This is a genomic window from Streptomyces sp. NPDC041068 (genome assembly GCF_040647455.1).
Lineage (GTDB): Bacteria > Actinomycetota > Actinomycetes > Streptomycetales > Streptomycetaceae > Streptomyces.
Genome location: NZ_JBEZCG010000010.1, coordinates 137883 through 159345, shown reverse-complemented (window position 1 = coordinate 159345; position 21463 = coordinate 137883). Strand labels below are relative to the sequence as shown.

General features: G+C 66.7%; 10 protein-coding genes. 6 read left to right on the top strand and 4 right to left on the bottom strand.

What is annotated here, in order from left to right; genetic code table 11:
• Positions 1–35 precede the first annotated feature (35 nt).
• Complete coding sequence (locus AB0B50_RS23665) at positions 36–4964, bottom strand: DUF3320 domain-containing protein (protein ID WP_362335221.1); 4929 nt, start codon at positions 4962–4964, stop codon at positions 36–38.
• 266 nt (positions 4965–5230) lie between these two features.
• Between AB0B50_RS23665 and AB0B50_RS23660 the strand changes: the two genes are divergently transcribed.
• The 3 genes from AB0B50_RS23660 (at position 5231) to AB0B50_RS23650 (ending at position 14535) form a co-directional block, all read left to right on the top strand.
• Positions 5231–6454, top strand: a complete 1224-nt coding sequence (locus tag AB0B50_RS23660) for a protein kinase (RefSeq protein WP_362335218.1) — start codon at positions 5231–5233, stop codon at positions 6452–6454.
• An 83-nt stretch (positions 6455–6537) separates the two neighbouring features.
• Positions 6538–9381 carry a DEAD/DEAH box helicase gene (locus AB0B50_RS23655; protein ID WP_362335215.1) on the top strand — a complete coding sequence of 948 codons (2844 nt, stop codon included), beginning with the start codon at positions 6538–6540 and terminating at the stop codon, positions 9379–9381.
• A gap of 21 nt (positions 9382–9402) precedes the next feature.
• A complete protein-coding gene (locus AB0B50_RS23650) occupies positions 9403–14535 on the top strand; it encodes a class I SAM-dependent DNA methyltransferase (RefSeq protein WP_362335213.1) in 5133 nt (1710 codons plus the stop codon).
• Between the two features lie 74 nt (positions 14536–14609).
• Here AB0B50_RS23650 and AB0B50_RS23645 read toward each other — a convergent pair whose 3' ends face one another.
• On the bottom strand, positions 14610–14822 hold the full coding sequence (locus tag AB0B50_RS23645) for a DUF397 domain-containing protein (RefSeq protein WP_362335210.1): 213 nt from the start codon (positions 14820–14822) through the stop codon (positions 14610–14612).
• The gene (locus tag AB0B50_RS23640; RefSeq protein ID WP_362335207.1) at positions 14819–15652 is read right to left on the bottom strand and encodes a helix-turn-helix transcriptional regulator; all 834 of its coding nucleotides are present in this window, start codon (positions 15650–15652) and stop codon (positions 14819–14821) included. The genes AB0B50_RS23645 and AB0B50_RS23640 overlap by 4 nt, the downstream gene beginning before the upstream one ends.
• Before the next feature lie 236 nt (positions 15653–15888).
• On the opposite strand from AB0B50_RS23640, the gene AB0B50_RS23635 reads away from it, so the two are divergent.
• The 3 genes from AB0B50_RS23635 to AB0B50_RS23625 are packed head-to-tail and all read left to right on the top strand — an operon-like array spanning position 15889 to position 18234.
• Positions 15889–16332: an ATP-binding protein gene (locus tag AB0B50_RS23635; protein ID WP_362335204.1), complete on the top strand. Its 444-nt coding sequence runs from the start codon at positions 15889–15891 to the stop codon at positions 16330–16332.
• A 10-nt stretch (positions 16333–16342) separates the two neighbouring features.
• The gene (locus AB0B50_RS23630) at positions 16343–17569 is read left to right on the top strand and encodes an AAA family ATPase (RefSeq protein ID WP_362335202.1); all 1227 of its coding nucleotides are present in this window, start codon (positions 16343–16345) and stop codon (positions 17567–17569) included.
• 38 nt (positions 17570–17607) lie between these two features.
• The gene (locus tag AB0B50_RS23625) at positions 17608–18234 is read left to right on the top strand and encodes a hypothetical protein (RefSeq protein WP_362335199.1); all 627 of its coding nucleotides are present in this window, start codon (positions 17608–17610) and stop codon (positions 18232–18234) included.
• A 60-nt stretch (positions 18235–18294) separates the two neighbouring features.
• Here AB0B50_RS23625 and AB0B50_RS23620 read toward each other — a convergent pair whose 3' ends face one another.
• Positions 18295–21372: an AAA domain-containing protein gene (locus AB0B50_RS23620; RefSeq protein ID WP_362335197.1), complete on the bottom strand. Its 3078-nt coding sequence runs from the start codon at positions 21370–21372 to the stop codon at positions 18295–18297.
• Between the last annotated feature and the right edge of the window lie 91 nt (positions 21373–21463).

Here is a 21463-nt window from a genome sequence, read left to right as displayed (position 1 = left end):
GGGGCGTGACGGCGTGGAGCCTCCATGAGGCTCCGTCACCTCATGCGTGCGACGATCCGTTCCTTCGATCCGGTCAGGTGCCCCTCCCGGAACAACACATCGAGATCAGCTTCCAAGGCAGCTCTGATGTCAGGGCCGAGCCGCTTCCATCCGAAGAGCTCACACACCTGCCGGTGAAGTTCCTCCGAGGACATTCCCGGGCACTCGGAAGCCAGCTCGAAGAGAGCCAACTGCCTCTCTGCCGAACAGATATGGCCTACCTTGCGCACGCACCCCGGGACCGGCCTACGCGCCCTCGTGTCGAGGAAGCTGGAGACCTGCACGAACCCCTCCGCCCTTTCCACCCCACCCTCACTCACCAGGGCATCCAGCACGTAGGTGATGTTGTCCCGGATCCGGCTACCGGCCTTGGCCACACCCCACGCCTCACGGGTCCGCTGTACCAACACTTCTTCGTGGACTGGGCCTTCCACCTCGATCACCTGCATGAGAGCGCGCCGTAGCGCTCGGCGCGCCTCAGGAGTGTGCAGCTCTGCGACCGTGGAGACGATCACGTCGGCCATCTCGTACGAAGCGCTCCACGGCCTCTCCTGCTGTAGGTCGACCGGAACCCTGACCGCTTCGACCAGGCTCCCCCTGACCAATGCCTCGTCGCGCCGGGCAAGGTCCGGGCAAGCCTCATCGTCACTCGATACTTCGGCTTCGGATGTTTCGCGTCGGGCGTCTTGGAGTGGCGCCTGAGCAACGGCATGCTCCACCGCCTCGCGCAGCCTCAGTTCGGCGGCTGCCCGATCCCGATACCAGTCGGTACCCCAGATGCGATACAGCCGCCAGCCCAATCCCTCCAGGACCTGCTGGCGAAGCCGATCACGGTCGCGCGCCACCCGCGAGGAGTGGTACATCGCACCGTCGCATTCGATTCCCAACGCATACGATCCCGGAGACTCGGGATGCCTCAGTCCGAGATCGATGCGGTACCCGGCGACCCCGACCTGTGGTTGCACGTCGTAGCCCCAGTTTCGCAGCACACTCAGCACGGACTCCTCAAAGGGGCTGTCGGTCCCGGCCTCCTGCTGGATGACATCCTGCGCGAGGACGGCGGGGCCGTTCTCCGCGTACTCGAGGTAGCGCTTGAGGTGCTGAACACTGTCGTTTGTGCTCTCCCCGAGCTGACTGCCTCGGAAGGAAGCGACGACCTCCATACGGTACCGAGCTCTGGTGACCGCAACATTGAGGCGCCGCCAGCCGCCGTCTCGGTTGATCGGACCGAAGTTCAGGCCGATCCTGCCGTGTTCGTCGGGGCCATAGCCCACGGACATGATCATGACGTCACGCTCGTCGCCCTGCACCGACTCGAGGTTCTTGACGAAGTAGCCGCTGAGGCGGTCCTCCGTGAACCAGCGGTCCAGATCCGGCCGGTCGATCCGCGCCTGCTCGACGGCCTGCTCGATCGCCGAGGCCTGTGCCTGCGACAGCGCGACCACACCGAGACTGCTGCCGGGGCGAGTGTCGAAATGGTGAATGACCCGTCGTGCCACAAGCTCCGCTTCGGCACGGTTGTCCTTGCGGCCTCCCCTGTCGTACACGCCGTCCGCCTTGAAGAAGGCGACCCCCACGTCGTTGCCCTGGTCGCGCGCTCCGGGAAAGGTGACCATCGAGTTCTTGTAGAACGAGCGGTTACTGAAAGCGATGAGGTCTTCGTGACGGCTTCGGTAGTGCCAACGAAGCGGCAGAACCCGCATGGCGCCCGCCTTACAGGCATGGAGCAAAGACTCGAAGACGTCGGGCACATCCTCGTCGTACTCATCCGGCTCGTCCCCCACAGCTGCATCGAAAAAGGATGTGGGCGGGAGCTGGTTCTCGTCACCGGCGACGATGAGTGAAGTGCCGCGGTAGATGGAGTTGGCTGCATCGCTCGGTCGCACCTGGGACGCCTCGTCAAAGATGACGACGTCGAACTTGTAGTCCGCGGGCAGGAATTGGCTTACGGTCAACGGACTCATCATGAAGCAGGGCTTGATTGCGTGGACCACCTCTCGGGTGCGGCCGAGCAGTTCCCGCACCGGCATGTGCCGGGTCTTCAGCGCAGCCTGACGGGTGATCACCGCTGCGGAGCCGCCCCCGAAGCTGCGTGGCCTGCGGCTGTTGCAGGCCTCGATGACCGCACCGTGAGCAGCCTCAACCAGCCGCCGGTCGGCGTTACGGAACTCCTCGAGCCGCGCGTCAAGGTCCGCGGATCGTGTGGTCCGCAGCCGTGAGTCGTCGGCGAACACCGCATCGGCCCATGCCTGCAGAAGGCCTCGCTCCACCACTTCAGGAAGCTGTTCTGCTGAGATGCCGCGCTCCACGCAGCGCTGCACGAGCTCTCCCGCGCCGAAGCGGTTCAGTACGGCAAGCCCGTGGTTGTAGGCCTGCCACTCGTCCGGCCCGTGGGGATCCGCCTGGAGCACTGCCATCGCGCGTCGGGCCTGCTCCAGCGTCCCCATCGTCTCCGGGTGGAGCTGGATCTGCCGTGCATCGTCGAAGAGCGCCAGGAGCCGGCCCGCGGTCTTCTCCCACTCAGCGACGCGCCGTTCCGCGATGTCGCACCAGTCGGCAAGAGCACCACGTGCCGTCCTGGCCTGCAGTGCGATGATCGGGTTCGCGACCGTGCCGTCCGCCAGCTGTGCGGCGAGCAGATCACGTCGCTCGGAACGCTCGGCGAGTGCGTCGATGCGCCACGCGACAGCCAGCGCCTTGTCCAACGGCACGAATTCGTCTTCGGTACGCGGCGTGTAACCGCCGAGCAGAGCCACATGAGCGTCGGCAAGCCGCTTGGTCTCCGCGCTCGCACGCTGCCAGGTGAGCGCCTGTTCCAATCGCCCCACGCAAGCCTTGTCCCACGTGCCACTACGGGTCAGCGCCACGACCGCATCTCGGTCAGCCTTGAACTGGGACGAGAACCGTGCCATCAGACCCCGGTGTTGAGTGGCAAAGCGCTCCACGAGCTCAGGCAGCCCATCAGCTGTCAGGACTTGTTCGCCGAAGAGATCCGCAGCTGCGGCACCGGCTGTGTTCTCTGCACCTCTCGCCCGGCGCAGTTCGTCGGCTGCGTCCTGTGCGGCACGCAGCACCGCCGAGTCGAACCACTGCGTCGGTGGGCGGTTGGCGGCAGTGGCAAGATCCGCCAACTCGCAGAGAACGAGGGCCTCCTCCACGGATTCGGGCTTCCGCATCCCCAGCACATCGGCGAGGTTCGCGAGAACCGCCGAAGGGGCGTCGGGAAGAGCCTCCACGCTCGACGGTTCACGCATGGGAAGGCCCGGTCGCACGTGGCGCAGGACCTCCCTCACTTCGTGGGCCGTGCTCGGCTCCGGAGTGGTGGCGGCGAACGGCCTGCGTTCGGCCGCCGCCTGCAGGTCGGCGAGCGCATCGGCCGCCTCCGAGAGTGTGCCGAGCGGTGCACCCCCTACCAGTCCACGCCAGGCGAAAGTCTCGCCTTCGACAGCAGGCCGCCATGCCCTTCCGACCGCTTGCGCCGCAGTGATCAACTCCTGTACAGCGCCGGCGCTCAGCGTCCGCACCCGGTCGGGGTTGCCCATGCGGACGGTCAGCTGTGGGGTACCTGCCTGATCGAGCTGGACGAGGCGCCCCAGCACCTCGTGCAGGGTGCGCTCAAGCACCCCCCGCGGCTCATTCATGGCAGCGGCGTACGCGGACAACTCCTCGCGTAGTTGCCTCGCTCGGTCGAGCTCGTGGGCCGCTGCTCCCGTGGCTCTGACCTGTGTGGTCAGCACTCGCCCGAGTTCGGTCGCGACCGCCTTCTTCGTGGTGTCGCCACTGTGCAGGGCCAATACGAAGTCACCCAGTCCGACATCGGACAGCCTGTTCCGTACGACATCCAGCGCAGCCGCCTTCTCACTGACGAACAGAACGCTCCGCCCTGCGTGCATCAACGCGGCGATCATGTTGGTGATGGTCTGGCTCTTTCCCGTGCCGGGCGGGCCGCTCATCACGAAGGACCGCCCGTCGAGCGCCGCAGCGATGCACTGGCGCTGCGATGCGTCGGCGTCCAGGACCAGCGGTGTCCGCTCCGGCAGCTGAATCTCGTCGATCCGCTCCAGCTCAGGCGGATCGAACCCGATCAGATCGTCGGGCAGCCCCGAATCCGGCCCGAGGGCGACGGCGCGGATCAGCGGATGCTGAAGGATCTGCTCTTCGTTCTGCTGGAGGTCTTGATACATGGCCTCCTTGTGGGAATGGAAAAGACCGAGCACGACCCGCTCGGCCACCGCCCAGCCGTTCTGCGCGGCGGCGACACGGCGAGCAGCGGCAAGGACGGCATGCAGATCGTCGGCGTCCGCCTCCGTCACCGCCTCCCAGTCGTCCACGCCCGCCCGCGCCAGCCGGACAGCGAGTGCCGGATTGTGCAAGGACTCCTGGTCTTGTGCCGCCCTTAGGTGCACCCGGCCTTGGCCGTCTCGGTCCAGCTCGACGGGAACGAGTACGAGAGGGGCAGCACTGGTGCCCTCCTGCACGTCCCCCTCCTTCCAGTCGAGCATCCCGACGCCCAGCCACAGAATCCACAGGCCGTAGTCGTTGAAGGCCTGGCGGGACTGCGTGCGCAGCCGGTACAGGGCGCTGTCGAGTCCGGCCTGAGTGGTCTTCTGCGTGACCAGCCCAGCAGCCCGGCCCGCAGGCACCGGCTTCGTCAGCTCGACGCCATCCGTGGACTCCGCGCCCTCCGTAACACTCCCGACCGGCGCAAAGTCCCAGCCCCGCTCCAGTCCGGCGAGGACGTCGCCGACCTGCGGTGCCTCGACTTCCAGCGTCGCCGTCTTGGTGTGCCGGAAGTTCAGCAGCTGGTTCCGCCCGCCCATGTCGAGCAGTGCGTCCCGCCATCCGCTGAGCGAGGCCCGCAGCCGTTCGAGTCCGGGATCGCCTTCGCCGGGGCGTGCATTACCGCTCGTCGGCGTGGTGTGCATCGGGCGGAACCTCCGGAACAGGGCGAAATCAGCACGGGGCCGCCCTCTGCACAGGCGGCCCCCTACCACGCTATGTATCAGCAGCCTTCATGTGACATGGCCGGAACGGTATTTTCCGCCAGACCGAAAGGCCTGAAATGTATGCCCGAAAGTCACCGCTCGCCTCCCGATTCCCCGGTCACGCAGGACCGGGTACGCACCGCTGCCCGTTCGACTACCGTTACGACTGGCACATACCGGCTGGCCAGGGCGAAGGGACGACTCAAGTGAATGCGGCGCCGCTGAGCCCCGAGGATCCGACCGAGCTCGGCGATTTCGAGCTGCTCGGACGCATCGGCCACGGCGGCATGGGCCAGGTCTATCTGGGGGAATCCCAAGGTGGTGAGCCTGCTGCGGTCAAGGTCATCAAGCCGTCAGTGGTCGACTCGGAAACTCGACTGCGCTTTGCCCAGGAAATCGAAGTCCTGAAGACGATCTGGGGTCCGCGCATCGCCGCTTTCATGGACGCAGATCCCGAGGCCGAGCAGCCTTGGCTGGCCACTGAATACGTCGATGGGCCGGACCTGCGCAAGCACGTGACCACTTATGGTCCATTGCCAGCGGTCCTGGTCGCCTCGCTCGGTGCCACGCTCGCCGAGGCGCTCGCCGGAGTCCACAAGCAGGGGCTGCTCCACCGCGACCTCAAGCCCGCCAACATCCTGCTCGGCCCGAACGGACCGAAGATCATCGACTTCGGTCTCGCGGTGTTCACCGAGTCCAGCGCGTCGCTCACCGCCCCGAACACCGTGCTCGGCACACCCGCGTGCATGGCTCCCGAGCAGGCCAACGGAGTCAAGCCGCTGACTCCGGCGGTCGATGCGTATGCACTCGGAGCCGTCCTGCTCCACGCGGCGACGGGTCACTATCCCTTCCAGGCCGACAACATCCACGCCCTCTTCCACTTGATCACCAAGGCGGACCAGGAACCTGACCTGGAGGGAGCCCCGGACGAGCTGGTTCCGCTCCTTTCGGGGATGCTCGCCTACGACCCACTGGCCCGGCCCTCACTGAGGGAGATCGTTCAGCAGTGCCGTGCCGTGATCGAAGCGCAGGGTCTCAAGGTCGCGCAGGCCAGGCGCCGCCTCACCGCGCACACCATGGCCACCGCCCAGCAGGACGCTCCCGTCGCTCCGCCCCCGCCCTCTGCTCCTGCCACCGCAGCCGCGCTCGCAGACCTGCCCACCGAGACGCTGCCTGCGCCGACGGCTGCCACGGTCCCGCTCGCTCAGTCGGCCCCGGCACCGGCTTCGTACACCCCGACGGTGAAAGTCGAGCCGAGCCCCACGGCCCGCGACCAGCCCCCGGGCCGCCCCATCGCCGCCCCCGGCACGCCACCGCCCGCCCGTCGCGGCCGGGAGCGCACCGGCCCCGGGCCGCTCCGCAATTCTGCGCAGGCCAGGCGCGTCGCCCAGCAGCTTCGTGAGGCCTACGCCCAGGGCGCGAAGTTCTGAGCCCAGCTCGACCCGCCGAGTCCCGCGCAGGACAGGCGCCATCCGCACCACGTGAGATTCATTCAGCACAGGAGGCACGGCACGTGACCGTCGACCAGGCCGGCGCCGCACAGGATGTCCCGCAGGACAACGCGCCGGAGATCGCCAAGTACCCGCCGGGCTCGCAGATCGAGGTCCGTGACGAGGAATGGCTCGTACGGAATGTGTCGGGTACCGACAACGACGGCGACCGCCTTGATGTGGTCGGGGTCTCGGAGTTCGTACGCGACCAGGAGGCCGTGTTCTTCACGGAACTCGACGACGTACAACTGCTGGATCCGCGCCGGACCACGCTGACCGTCGACGACTCCCCCAACTTCCGCCGAAGCCGCCTATTCCTCGAAGCGGTGCTGCGCAAGACCCCGCTCCCGCAGTCGGAACGCGGCCTGGCTCTGGCAGACAGCTTCCTGCTGGACTCCCTCCCCTACCAGCACCGCCCCGCGCAGCTCGCGCTCTCCGGCAAGAACCTGCGCCCCCGCATGCTGATCGCGGATGTGGTCGGCCTCGGCAAGACCCTCGAAATCGGCCTGACGCTAGCTGAGTTGATCCGCAGGGGCCGCGGCGAACGCATCTTGGTGGTCACACCGCAGCACGTGCTGGAACAGTTCCAGCACGAACTCTGGACCCGTTTCGCGATCCCGCTGATCCGTCTCGACTCGGCGGGCATCGAAAAGGTGCAGCGCGAGATCCCAGCGGGGCGGAACCCCTTCACGTACTTCAAGCGCGTGATCGTCTCCATCGACACGCTCAAAAACACCGACCAGTACAAGCACCACCTGGAACACATCAAGTGGGATGCGGTCGTCATCGACGAGTCCCACAACCTCATCAACCGTGGCTCGCTCCGCAACCAGCTAGCCCGTGTCCTCGCCCCGCAGACGGACGCCCTCATCCTGGCCTCGGCAACCCCGCACAACGGGGACGCCCGCTCCTTCGCCGAGCTGATCTCGCTGCTCGACCCGGCCGCGATCCGCGACCCGGAGCGCTACGAGTCGAAGGACATCGAGCATCTCTTCATCCGCCGGACGAAGGTGAGCCCCGAAGTCCGCGAGCAGATGAAGGGCCAGTGGGCGGACCGAGGACCGAGCGAGTCGGTGCACTGTGCGGCAACCCCGGCCGAGGAGAAGATCTTCGAGGAGCTGGCGCAGGTGTGGCTGCCGGCCGAGGGCACCTCGGTGAGTGACGTGCCACTCTTCCCATACACACTGCTGAAGTCTTTCCTGTCCTCGCCCACGGCTCTGCGAGCAACGGTCGCCACCCGCATCAAGACCCTGGAGAAGAAGGACTCCCCGGCCGCGACCGCAGCGGAACTGACCGCGCTGCACCGCCTCGCGGAGCTCTCGGAGGGCATGTCCGACACGGACTCGGCCAAGTTCACGGCGCTGGTCGAGCAGTTGAAGGCCATCGGCGTCGGTCCGCGCAGCGAGCAGCGAGTGGTCGTCTTCTCGGAGCGCGTCCAGACTCTGGAGTGGCTGCGCTCGGCCGTCCCCGCGGCCCTCGGTTTCAAGGGCAAGGCCTTGCGCGAGGCGGCTCGTGTGATGCACGGCGGTCTCTCCGACGAGCAACAGATGCAGTGCGTGGAGGACTTCGGCCTCGCCGACACCCCCGTACGCATCCTCTTCACGGGCGACGTGGCCTCCGAGGGCGTCAACCTCCACCGCCAGTGCCACCAGCTCATCCACTACGACGTGCCGTGGTCCCTGATCCGCATCGAGCAGCGCAACGGCCGCATCGACCGCTACGGCCAGGCACACAAGCCGCAGTTCCGCGCGCTGATCCTGACGAGCGAGGTCGAGGACGCGAAGGACGACCGCACGGTCGCCGAACGCCTCTTGGAACGCGAAGACGAGGCCCACCGGAGCCTTGGCACGGCAGAGGCCGTTTCGGGCCTGTACCGGGCGGAGGCGGAAGAGAAGTCCCTCATCCAGGATCTGCTGCGCGGCCGCACGGTCGACGAGTCCCTGGACGCGACGGCGACGGCAGCCGCCTCCGACGATTCCGGCACGGACTTCCTGGCGGACTTCTTCGGCGCGGTGGGCGACGACCCCGAAGAGGTGGACGGCGACGCACCGCCCGCCCCCGCCGACGTGCCCCGCCTGTTCACCGGCACGCGCGAGTTCATCGACGAGGCCGTACGCGAGGTCTTCCCGGACGCGCAGAAACAACTGGAGCTGGACCAGGACCCGGAGACGGGTCTGATCTCCTTCAAGCCGCCGTCGGACCTGACGCACCGCATGAAGGCGCTCCCGCCGGACTACCGACGCGAACAGCGCCTGCATGAGCGCCTGTTGGTGACGTTGAACCGCAAGCTCGCGGATCTCTCACTCACCCGCGCCCGAGAGTCGTCATCGTCCAGCTGGCCCGAGATCTCCCTCCTCACCGACCTCCACCCGGTCGTGGAATGGCTGACGGACAAGGTCCTCGTACGCCTGGGGCGCCAGGAGGCCCCAGTCATCACGGCGGACGTGGAGACCCCCACCTACCTCGTCCAAGGCATCTTCTCGAACGCTCTCGGCCGCCCGACAGTAGTGAAGTGGATGGCGGTACGGGCAGGCGAGGTGACCGACGACATGGTCGGCATACTGCGGAACGCGGGCGTCGGCCCGAAAATGGCCAACCCGCTCCACCACCACGACCTCGACCTGCTCAGCGCCGGCATCCCCGGAGCGCTGGAAGCGGCGGAGGACTTCCTGCGCCGCCACAGCGACGACTGGGACAGGGCGCTGCACAAACCGATCGAGGAGTACAAGCTGCGCCTGGGCAAGTGGGAGCAGCCGACGCTGGGGGGCGATAACACCAAGTCCGACCTCTCGGACCTGGCCGACTCGCTCCTGACCACCGGCCGCCCGATGCTCCGGGTCCTCGCCGTCCTCGACTCCGCCGCCTGATCCCACGAGGTTCTCTCAGCCATGACGTACGACTCCCTCGTCAACCGCGGCGACTACTTCTCCGCGCACTACCTGGCCGAGGTCTTCCCGAAGGACCTCAAGTCGGGCCTGCTCGCAGCGTGGAAGGAGCGGGAAGAAGCAGCCAAGGACGCCGAGTCCTCCGCGAACGACACGTCCGGCCCGCCTGTCTCCGCCGATGCCCTACCGACGACCCCGCGCGTCGGCCTGCGCGAGCTGCGCCGCCCCTACTTCAAGGCGCGTGCGTTCTTCGCCGAGGCGGCGACGGAACAGACTGACGCCGACGCGTCGACGTACGACGCGCCCGCGTGGCGGGAACAGGCAGCGGAGCTCAACGCGTCAGTGCTGCGCGCACTGGGCTACGACGCCAAGCCGCAGACACTGACGGTGGCACGCGCGGACCACACCTACGAAGTGCGAGTCGCACACGCGGAGCCGGGCCTGGTGGCCCTGGACTGCGGCTGGGCGGCGGAGCCGGATGCGGCACTGCAGCCGGACGGGGCGGGGCGCCTGCTGCACCGCCTCCCGCTGGAAGGCTCCGCGGAGATCAGGACGGGCTCGAAGCTGGCGTCGTTCCTGTTCGCCTGCGAAGAAGCACCACGCTACGTCCTGTTGCTGGTGGGCGGCGTGATCGTGCTGGCCGACCGGGCGGTGTGGGGCGAGGGCCGCTACCTGGCGGCGTCGTTGGACTCGGCACTGGAGCGCAACGACGCACGCGCGGGCGGCGAGCTGGACACCGTGGCGGCCCTGTTCGGCGCGGATTCCTTGCGTACGCCGGAAGAGGGCGGCGAAAACCCGCTCGCGGGCCTCGTCGACAAATCCACGAAGCACGCGGTGGGAGTCTCATCGGAGCTGCGGGACGGCCTGCGCCTGTCGGTGGAGCTGATCGCGAACGAGATCCTGGAGCGGATGCGGTGTGCGGGGGTCCGCCCTGAGGACGTGAAGGAACTTCCTGAGCTGTCCCGGCAGTTGACGAGGGAATCGCTGCGGTATTTGTACCGGATCTTGTTCCTGCTGTACGCGGAGGCACGCCCGGAACTGGGCATCGTGCCGTCGGACTACCCCGAGTACCACCAGGGGTACGGGCTTGGACGCCTCGGGGAACTGGTGGCGGAACGGGACTTGGTCGGCGAGAAGGCCCGGGAAGGCGTCTACCTGTACGAGTCACTCGACCTGCTGTTCCGGAAGGTGCAGGAGGGGTATCGGGCGCGGCGCACGCATGGCGAGGCGGCGACAGCCGACTCCGGTGCCGCTGGCCAGAAGGTCTCCGAGGGCATCGGACTGCGCTTCGAACCCCTGCACTCCAAGCTCTTCGAGCCGGAGTCGATCCGGCTGATCGGCAAGGAGTCGGTCCGGGACCCTCGGTTCGACGAGGACGAGACGGGCGTGACCAGGTATGTGGACACGCGGCTCAGGAACGCCACCCTGTACCGAGTCCTGCGCCTGCTCATGCTGACGCGTGGCAAGAAGGGCGAGCGCGGCGGCTTCATCTCGTACGCACAGCTCGGTATCAACCAACTGGGCGCGGTGTACGAGGGGTTGATGTCGTACTCGGGCTTCGTGGCGAGCGAGGAGCTGTACGAGGTCGCGAAGGGCGGCGACTCCAAGGACGGCTCGTGGCTGGTCCCGGCCTCCAAGGCGGACGAGTACGCGGACTCCGTCTTCGTGCGGCGCAAGGACGAGGAGACGGGCGAGGAGGTACGGGTCCGGTACCGGCCTGGGTCGTTCGTGTACCGCCTGTCGGGACGCGACCGTCAGACGTCGGCGTCGTACTACACGCCGGAGTCGCTGACGAAGGTGACGGTGCAGCTGGCGTTGCAGCACCGCTTGGACCAGGACGGGGCGGTGACGCAGGCGCGTGAGCTGCTGGACTGGAAGATCTGTGAACCTGCGCTGGGTTCGGGCGCGTTCCTGAACGAGGCCATCAATCAGGTGGCGGCGGAGTATCTGCGGCGGCGGCAGGATGAGCTGGGCGTCGCGATTGATACGGAGCGCTACGCGGTTGAGTTGCAGCGAGCAAAGGCGTACATCGCGCTCCACAACTCCTATGGTGTGGACCTCAATTCGACGGCTGTGGAGCTAGCCGAGGTCTCGTTGTGGCTGAACACGATGCATCCGGGGATGGAGGCGCCGTGGTTCGGGCTGCATTTGCGGCGGGGCAACTCGCTTATTGGGGGACGGCGGGAGATCTATTCGGAGGAGCGGCTGAAGAAGGGCGGCTGGCTGGGCTGCACGCCGGAACGCTTCCCGCTGTCGGAGGCGCCTGGCGGTCTGCCCGCTGGGGCGGTGCATCACTTCCTCCTTCCTGCCAAGGAGTGGGGCGCGGTCGCCGCCGAGAAGGAAGCCAAGACGCTGGCACCGGAGCAGGCGAAGGCGCTGGCCGCGTGGCGGAAGGCGATCACCAAGTCGCCGTCGAAGCGGCAGACGGAGCGGTTGCAGGGGCTGGCTCGGCGGGCCGAGTACCTGTGGGGTCTTGTGACGCGCCGCCTGGAGATCTCGGAGCGGGACATCTCGCGGCGGATCGAGGTGTGGGGTGCGGAGGACGGCTGGCTGCGCACGCCTGAGGTGGCGGTGCAGCGGGAGAAGGTGCTGGCCGACCTGGAGGCCGTGGACACGCCGTACTGGCGCCTGAAGAAGGTCATGGACGCGTGGTGCGCGTTGTGGTTCTGGCCGGTGCAGGAGGCGGGGCTTCTCGACGGTTCGGACGGGATCTACCCGCGGGCGGAGGATGCGGCAGCGCGTGGTTCGGCGCTGGGTGGTGGCGTTACCGGTGATGTGCCGGACGCCGCTGAAGTGGTCCGTACGTACGAGGAGGTCGACCTCCTCGGCAACGTCACGGTCCGGGAGGTCACGCGGGCCGACATCGACAAGCGCCGCAAGGGTTCCCGCAAGGAGGAGAAGGCTTTCGCTGGGCAGCGCCGCGATGTGATCCCTCTGGCCGACCTGGGCGACTGGCTCGACTTCGCCGAGGCGCTGCTGGGTACGCACGATGTCTCGGGGAAGTTCCTCGTCGGCTCCTTCGACAACCTCGATGATCTGGAGCGCTACGAGGACGAACTGCCCGACTGGATGGGCATGGACCGTTCGTACTGGCTGGAGAGTCGGTTCCCGTGGACGGCTGTGGCGACGGAGATCGCTGAGCAGCAGGGGTTCTTCCATTGGGAGTTGGAGTTCGCGCAGGTCTTCGCCGCGCGGGGTGGGTTTGATCTTCAGGTGGGGAATCCGCCTTGGGTGCGGCCTCGGTGGCAGGAGGATTTGGTTCTGGCGGAGTTGGAACCTTGGTTTGTGCTGGCGGAGAAGCCTAATCCGGCGGAATGGCGCCTCCGGAAGGAAGACGTTCTGGGTGCGCATGCGGAGAACCGGAGTTTCCTTCTCACCGAGCTGGCAGCCCACGCAGGAGCCGTCTCAGTATTGGGCAGCCCAGCCTCGTACCCACTTCTCGTCGGCACGCAGGGAGACCTGTATCGAGCCTTCATGGATCAGGTCTGGCAGCACACTGCATCGCGCGGTAGCGCAGGCCTGATCCACCCGGACACGCACTTCGGCGGCACGCGCGAGGGCGCGATCCGAGCTGCCGCGTACCGCCATCTCCGGGTCCATGCGCACTTTGTGAACTCGGCCAACTGGGCATTCGAAGACCTCGACCGTGCACAGGAATTCGGGATGCACATCTACGGCACATCACGGGATCCTGACTTCCTGCATCTCAGCGAGCTGCGCGATGCTGACGTGCTGCCTGATTCGCTGGCCCATGACGGACGGGGCGCGGCACCCGGCATCAAGCACAACGGTTCGTGGGACATTCGCCCGCACCGTCAGCGCGTGGTGCATGTGGACACGTCCCTGCTGGCCAGTTGGCAGGCACTCACCGGCGCGCCTGGAGGAGCGGCACAGACCCCCCTGTTGTACCCGGTTCTCGTGGGCGAGCAGGGGGCGATCGAGGCGCTGGCCGCCTATCGCGGCAGTCTGGCCGATTACGCCCCCATGATCACAAGGGGATACGACGAAGCGAACGCCAAGAAGGATGGTCTGATCCGCTGGGGAAACCAGACCGTCCCCGAGCTCGCGGATGTCATCCTCCAAGGCCCCCACTTCGCCTCGGCGCTTCCCTTCTCAAAGGAGCCGAGGATCCCCTGCCGGAGCAACAGGGACTGGGACATGCTCGTGCCGACAGCGCTGCCCGAAGCGTGCGTGCCCGTAGCCAACTATGTGCGAGCCGCCGATGAGAAGACATATCTGGCAACCCAAGACTCCTGGCTCGGGAAACCCTTCACTACCTATTTCCGACTGGCCTGGCGGCGGATGATCCCATTCAACACCAGCCGCAGCCTACAAGCCGCCCTCATCCCACCCGGCCCGGCCCACGTGCACACTGTGCAGTCCATGGCACTTGAGAACAACCGCCTCACCACCCTCAACGCGGGCTTCTGGGCATCCCTTCCCCTGGACTACCTACTCCGAATCACCGGCCGTTCCGACCTCCAAACCGGCGAGACCCGCAAGATGCCCGCTCCCGACCCGAAGCATCCTCTTACCCCCGCCTTGATCCTCCGCGCTCTCCGCCTAAACGCCCTCACCACCCACTACGCCCCACTCTGGGCGGAACTGTTCGACCCCCGCTGGGCGGGCTACGAGGACTGGGCCAACCCCAACTGGCCCGGCCTGAAGCCTCTCGCCGCTGGCCTCAAACCCACCTGGGAGTACATCACCCCGCTCCGCACTGAGCACGAGCGCCGAGCAGCACTGGTCGAACTCGACGCCCTCGTCGCCGTCTGGCTCGGCATCACCGCCGACCAGCTCGCCGCGATCTTCAAGTCGCGCTACCCGCAGCTGTACGACTACGAGTCAGCGACCTACTTCGACGCCAACGGCCGCAAGATCGCCGCCGACTTCAACACGTACGGCCACGGCCAGACGAAGCAGGACTACCTCGACCTGCTCGACCACCTGGAGAACCCCGAGGCCACACCCCCGCCGGACGGCTACACCGCCCCCTTCTACAAGGCCGACCGCGAGACCGAAATGCGCGCCGCCCACGCCCACTTCCAGGCCCGCCTGGACGCCGAGATCGCCGCCGGCCGTTGGACCCCGCGCGCATCCGCCTCGGCCTCGGCTTTGGAGGCAACCGACGCCTGACGCCGACGGACATCACCAGTGCCCCGTGACCAATCGTGGAGGATCACAGGGCACTGCAAGAGTCGCGCTTCACTCTACGAAGTGTGTCGGGCGGCAAAGCCGACAAACTGTGTCCAGGCCATCGGCGTGAGGCTCACTATGGGCCCCGCCTTGTCCTTCGAGTCGCGAACATGCGTCACACCCGCCCAAGACGCGACCTCGACACACTCACCACCCGAGCCTGTGCTGTAACTGCTCTTGAACCATGCCGACTTGGGCACAAACCGTCCGGGCGTTTCGATGTTCATCTCTCTCCAAGTAGCTTCTCGACGAGGGCCAGCGACTCGCGCGGAGTGAGTGCCTGGGCCCGGAGGATGCCGTACTCCTCCTCGATCTCCCGCACCGACCTCCGCTCCGTGTAAAGGCGGCTGTCCTTATGCCCCTCCACGTATGCGATCCTCTGCCCTTCCCGTGTCTCGATCAAGGTGAAGGGGCCTTCCAGCCCAGCATGCTCCTCGCGCTCGATCGGCATCACCTGGATCTCGACGTTCCGACGGTGCCCGTGCAACAGGATCTGCTCCAACTGCCCCCGCATCACTGGCCATCCTCCCAGCGGGCGACGCAGCACGAACTCCTCGATGACAAAGCTGACGGTAGGCAGCGACATACGGGCGAAGATCTCCTGACGCGCCAAGCGAGCCGCAACCCGCTGACCGATGGTCTCTTCGTCCAGCAAAGGGCGCCACATGCCGAACACCGCACGTGCGTACTCCTCCGTCTGCAACAGCCCTGGTACGGCCTTCGTCGCGTACACGTGAAGGGCCGCCGCCTTCGCCTCCAACCGCGCCGCATCCCGAAAGAAAGCCGGATACTGCGCCCGCCCCACCTCCTCCTTCCCCGCCTTCAACACCCCACCCGCATCGAGCACTTCATCGGCCTTGTCGATGAACTTCGGTGGCGGAATCCGCCTGCCCTGCTCGAACGACGCGATCGTCGACGCCGAGCACCCCGTACGCGTCCCCAACTCCGCCGGGTCAAGCCCCGCCCGCTCCCGGCACAGCTTCAACTGCCGCCCGAAGACATGCAGAATCCCCGACCCGGACTCGTACTCGTCCTCCGCCTGCTGCTGTTCCTCCACGACCGACACCACCCGTCCCTACGCACCACACAGCCCCGCAGCCAACGCGCCACGCAGGAGGCCGGTCACGCCCCACCCCGCGTACAACCGCACACCGACCGCGTACAACCGGCATCGGTCAGCGCATCGCGCCTGTTCAACGCTACGCACACACCGCGACCGTTACCCCCATGAAGCCAGCAACTCCCTCACAAGGGCATATGCCCCAACACCCCGCGCCCGCACACGAGTTCGCAATGCAGTTCACCTCAACCCCACGCGGCGCACGACTCGCCCGCCGCCTCACCTCGCACCGCCTGAACGAATGGGGCCACCCCTACGCCTCACCCGCCAACGAGACCGTCGCCCTCATCACCGCCGAGCTCACCGCGAACGCCGTCCGCCACGGCCACGTCGCCGGTCGCGACTTCCACCTCCGCCTCACCGAGGCCGAGGGCATCCTCCGTATCGAAGTCACGGACACCCGAGCGGAGTGCCCTCTCACCACCTCCACGGACATCGAGTCCGAATCCGGCCGCGGCCTCCTCCTCGTGGCCGCCCTGTCCTCCAAATGGGGCACCACACCCCGCAACGGCGCCCCCGGCAAGACGGTCTGGGCCGAACTCCACCTGCACGGTTCAGAGAGAGGAGTGACTGCCATCGGCCCTGCTCATCGACTGCCACACGGCCCTCACCGATAGGCTGCGCCTCATGACCGGCCGCCGCCTCCTCGAACTGCACGTCGAGAACTTCCGCAGCCTGCGCGACGTGACCGTCCCCCTCGGCCCGCTCACCGTGCTGGTGGGCACCAACGGCGTCGGCAAGTCGAACGTCCTGAAGGTCTTCGACCTGCTCGCCGACATCATCCGCACCGACCTCCAGCCCGCCCTAGACACACGCGGCGGCTTCGACGAGATCGCTTTCTGGGGCGGATCCCGACCGCCCACCTCGTTGAAGATCCGGCTCAAGGCCACCTGGACCACTCATGCGAGCCTCAAGGCTCCCGACGAGTACGAGCTCACCATCAATCGCCGTTCCCTGCCCCAACGCTCAGCGGACGCCTACAGCCTCTCGCGCAGTGAGAGCTTCCAGTTCAAACGGACTCAAGGGCGAGGACGCCGCATCACCATCTCTGGCGAACAGGCCCGCATCGTCGACAAGAAGCGAGCAGGCAAGGAGTCCGACAGCAGCTTCGGCATCCAGCGGCTGAGCAGCGGTCTGTCCACTCTGCCGCGCCTCGCCCGCGCCGAAGGCGGCGAAGAAGTCTCCAAGGTCGCACAACAGCTATCGTCCTTCCGCGTATTCGAGATGGACGTGACGGCCGCCCGGCGTCCCTCTCGTATTCGCAGGGGCTCCGTCGAACTCTCCCCCCAGGCGGACAACCTCGCCGAGTTCCTGCTGTACCTCAATCGCGAGGACGACGTCTGGGACAACCTCGTCGCCGACGCCCGCACCGTCCTGCCGCAACTCGAGGACATCGAGTGCGCAGCTGTGGGCGGCAGCGCCGACCAAGTCACCGTCTATCTCCGCGAACGTGGCCTGCGCAGACCGACGCCGCTCGCCGATGCCTCGTACGGGACGGTGCGCCTCCTCGGCTTGTTGGCCCTCCTGTACGACCCGCACCCGCCCACGCTCACCTGCGTGGAAGAGATCGATCACGGCCTGCACCCACAGGCACTCGAACTGATCGTGGAGCGACTGCGCGAGGCCTCCGCGCGCAGCCAGTACCTCGTCGCGACCCACTCGCCTGCCCTCGTCGATCGACTGCGTCCCGAGGAGTTCGTCGTCTGCGACCGGGACGAGGACGGGGCTTCTGTCATCCCGGCCCTCTCCGTCGAAGAGGTGCACGCCATCGTCGAAGAGACCGGGGACCAGCCTCTCGGCGAGCTCTGGTTCTCTGGTGTTCTCGGGGGCGATCTGACGGGGAATGACCTGTGAGCAGAAGGGTGTCCACTTCGGGCCAACGAACGCGACGGGTGATCGTGCTCGCCGGAGAGGACGCCCATGACTGCGCGATCCTGGCACCGATCATCAGGGCCCACCATCCCGGCCTCGGCGACACCAAGCTCGTACGAATCAACGACCCCGTACGGCTCAAGAAGAAGTCAGGCACCGACCTGACCAACGGAGTGCGCACCCTGGTGGGGAAAGCGAAGGGCAAGGCGCTCCAGCAAAAGGCACAGCTCGTCGGAATCGCCGTCCATGAGGACCTGGACGGCTACACGAACGAGCGCTACGAAGCCGTCCGCAAGACCGTGGCCGGCGAGCTCTCTCGCGAGAGCCCCTGCGATTCCGCCTTCGCTCTCGCCGCTTGGGAGTCCGAGGCGTGGCTCTTACTGTTCCCTGCCGCGTTCTCCCAGGTCCGGCCCAAGTGGAAAGTTCCCGCGCAACTCCGCGGCCGTGACACGGGCCTGATCGAGAAGCCCAAGGACAAGTTGAAGCACGCTCTCGGCAGTCCGGCATTCCGCGAGAGCGACGGCCCGCTCCTGGCCGAAGAGGCGTACCGTCACGGGCTGCTCATGACCCCTATGGGGACGAACCGCTCCTACACAGACTTTCTGTGCGAACTGTCTCATTGGGGACCAGCGCCCCGTCCACGGTGAAGAGCTTCCGCCCGGCACACGCCGACCTGCAGAGCTCACGCCGGCACCTCACCTCACACTTCACGGCAGCCACCGACGTGCCTGATCACGGCTGACGCGTGCAGCATCGACGTACCAGAGCCCCTTCGGCTTGTCCCACCGAGCACCGAGCAGCTTCTTCGCCTCGTCCTTCTCGGCAAAGGGGACATTGAGATAAAGGCGTCCGTCCACAACCGTTCCAGGGCCGATGCCGCCGGTCGACGGTGTTGCCGCGCGGCGAGTACCGCCTGCGCCACCGCCCTGCACACCAGTACTCGCCGCTCTCGGGTTCCACGCCGGCTTGTCCTTCCGAGCCCGTTCGATGACCCGGCTGACCCGCTCGCAGGACGCTGGGTCGGTGAAGCGCATCATCAGGTCTGTCGGGCCGCTGTTCGCCAACAAGTTGAGCGAACCATGCCAGAGGACCGTGCTGTCGAGGATGAGTACCTTTTCGTGCATGCGCTCCCGGAAGTCCACCTCGCAACCCACCGCCCGGAGTTGATCAATCCGCTGCTGATGCTTCTCGGCCGAGGCATCGTCGCGCTGCTCCTCTGCGGCACGGGTGTAGAGGACGACCCGGACGCCGTCACTCGCGCGCTGCCCGAGCAGAGTGGACCACTTACGGACCGGCGCCGGGTCGAGGAAAGGACAATAGACCTCGATGCTCGTGTTAGCCCGCTCGATGTCCCACTCCACTGCCTTGTAGACCTCGTCGGCCGGAAAGAAGGCGGGGCGTGACAGTTCCTCCTCGGAGAGGGCGGAAAGTTGGGCCGCTTCCCGGGTGGGCACGAGCTGGTCGGCCGACATCACCTGCGCGTGACTCTCAAGGTGGTCGATCATGACGCGGGCCTCACTGTGCGGCGCGAGGTGCTTCCGCAGGTGGTCGAGGTCGGCGACGACGACGAGATGATCCTGGGCACGGCTCAGGGCGACGTTCAGGAGTCGACAGGTCTGCGAAGAGAGGCCGGTCCCCTTGTAGAAGATGCCGGGGTCGTTGCCTGCGCCGACGGCTGTGTCGAATACGACGATCGGGCGCTGACTGCCCTGAAACCGGTGAATCGTGTCGACCAAGCCTTCGTATTCCTGCCCGAACCGGTACTTCAAACTGCCCTGAAGCGCCTTCACCTGGGCGCGATATGGGGCAATGACAGCAAGCCTGTCGGTGGCCCGTCCGTCCACTGGCGCTTCGCCGTTGCCCCACTTCCGTCCCGGAAGCACACCCTCGTACTGGAGACCGCGTACGAGCTCATGCACCACGGCCTCGTTCACCGTGTTCGCCTTGTAGTCGGGCCCAGCGATGCGCTGCTTGGAAGTGTCGATGAGGAGGACCGGAGCCTCAACCAGTGGGTTGAAGGGGATTCTGCTGCGATCGTCACGGCCTGTGGCGAGCGGAGCATCCGGATAGGCAACCGCGTTCACCAGCCCGCAGATGCGCTCACGCATGCGGTATTGAGTGTCCAGAGCCACCAGCCGGGGATCCTGGCGGACTCCTCCGGAAGCGGACACCAGACCGGCCGCGTGGAAGGCGTCGCGAGCAGCCCACTGCCGTGAGTGCGCGCGCTCCTCGTCCGTCGCTTTCCGGTCGCCGTCGCCCTTGGTCACAGCCGGCAGCTGCCGGAAGTCACCCGCAACAATGACTCGTTTCCCGGCCAGGCCCGCGGCGAGCCAGGCAGAGGGAAGATCGACCATGCCTGCCTCGTCGATCACGACCACGTCCACACGATCGAGCAGCTTGCGCGACTGGACCGCCTTGGCAACGGTGGCCCCCATGACCCGGCACTTGGATCGAACCGTGTCCTGGATCTTCCTGCGCTGCTGATCGAGATCGTCGAGTTGCTTCTGCAGGGCCTCGGCCTGTCCGGCAAGCAACGGACGTGCGGGAGCCCCTGCGAGACGAGACCGGGCCGAGGCGAGACGTCCACTCAACTCGCCGATCTCCGCAGCGGCCTCACCGGCCCAGCGTTTGGCATCTACGTGGCGCTGCGCGGCACCCGACGCAGCCGCATCGGCCTGTCCGAGCTCAGCGTGGAGCACAGCGAGCTGCGCTGCCTTCCGCTTGGCGAAGAGACCGCCCGGCTGCCCCAGCTGGCCTATCTTGAAGCGCAACTGCGCTGCGTCGGCTTGTGCACGCAGTACTTCCTGTTCAGCAGCGGCACTTGCCGCCGCAGCCTCGACGGTCGTCGCGCGGGCCGCTGCAAGCCGCTGCTCAAGGGACCGTAGGTCATCATGCAGGGCGATGAGGGCGCGGGATTCCTTGAGGGCTTCCGTCGCCTGGGTGAGGGCCTCGTCCAGCTGGGCGGCAATCCTGGCAGCGATCTGCGTCGTGTCGACGTACTCGCCGTAGCGCTCGCGCAAGGACGGCACTTCGATGTCGCCGGCGCGTTGAACCAATCCCTCGGAGAAGCCGTCCTGAGCGGCAAGGAGGTCGCAGATGCGTTCCAGTGCCTGGTCGACCGCGACCTTCGTCGGAGCTAGGAAGAGGACATTCAGTCCCTGGCGGAAGTTGCCCTCGACGATGTGCCCGACGACATCCGTCTTTCCCGTTCCGGGCGGCCCCCACAAGAAGAGGATCTGGCTTGCCAGCGCCTGCTCGACGGCATTCCTTTGGCGTGAATTCAGCTTCAACGACTGCCAGTTTGCGATCCAACGGCCGGGATCGGTGTCGCGTGCGCTCACCGGGCTGCCCTGGCCGACGATCCAGCCGGCGCTTTCCACGCGTACTGCGCTGTCGGTTTCGCCCACCGATTCGAGACGCTGGGCGACAAGGGCCAGCCCCGCTGAATCGTCCTTCCGGATCTGGGCATTGGGCACCGACTGCCCCAGATTCTCGGCCGTGACCAGCCGCACGCCTCCGTCGGGCATGCGCGATGCCTCCGCCGTCGCCCACAGGCCACGCGCGCGTGAGGCTCGGACGAGCACAGGCATACCGTCCAGGGACTCGTGCCACTTCCTGCACACGAAAAGGTACTCAAAGCGGTCTGCCATCGATGACACGAGGCGGCCACCGGAAAGTGAGACCTTCTGCGCATCACCACCGTCGCCTCGCCGCTCTGCCAGGATTTCCGATCGAACGGCTTTGAGTAGTTCCGCCACCGGATACGGCTTCTTGGCTTCCGCCATGCAGACGCTCCCCCGATCTCTCCCGCTCGTGTCCCGCACTCGATTCATAGACCAGCTCATGGACCAGCCAGGTGACTCTACGCGGGCTTCG

Excerpts from the sequence above, each read along its gene's own strand:
- AB0B50_RS23665 (WP_362335221.1), bottom strand. The coding sequence starts at position 4,964 with ATGCACACCACGCCGACGAGCGGTAATGCACGCCCCGGCGAAGGCGAT.
- AB0B50_RS23650 (WP_362335213.1), top strand. The coding sequence starts at position 9,403 with ATGACGTACGACTCCCTCGTCAACCGCGGCGACTACTTCTCCGCGCAC.
- AB0B50_RS23645 (WP_362335210.1), bottom strand. The coding sequence starts at position 14,822 with ATGAACATCGAAACGCCCGGACGGTTTGTGCCCAAGTCGGCATGGTTC.
- AB0B50_RS23635 (WP_362335204.1), top strand. The coding sequence starts at position 15,889 with ATGCAGTTCACCTCAACCCCACGCGGCGCACGACTCGCCCGCCGCCTC.
- AB0B50_RS23630 (WP_362335202.1), top strand. The coding sequence starts at position 16,343 with ATGACCGGCCGCCGCCTCCTCGAACTGCACGTCGAGAACTTCCGCAGC.
- AB0B50_RS23620 (WP_362335197.1), bottom strand. The coding sequence starts at position 21,372 with ATGGCGGAAGCCAAGAAGCCGTATCCGGTGGCGGAACTACTCAAAGCC.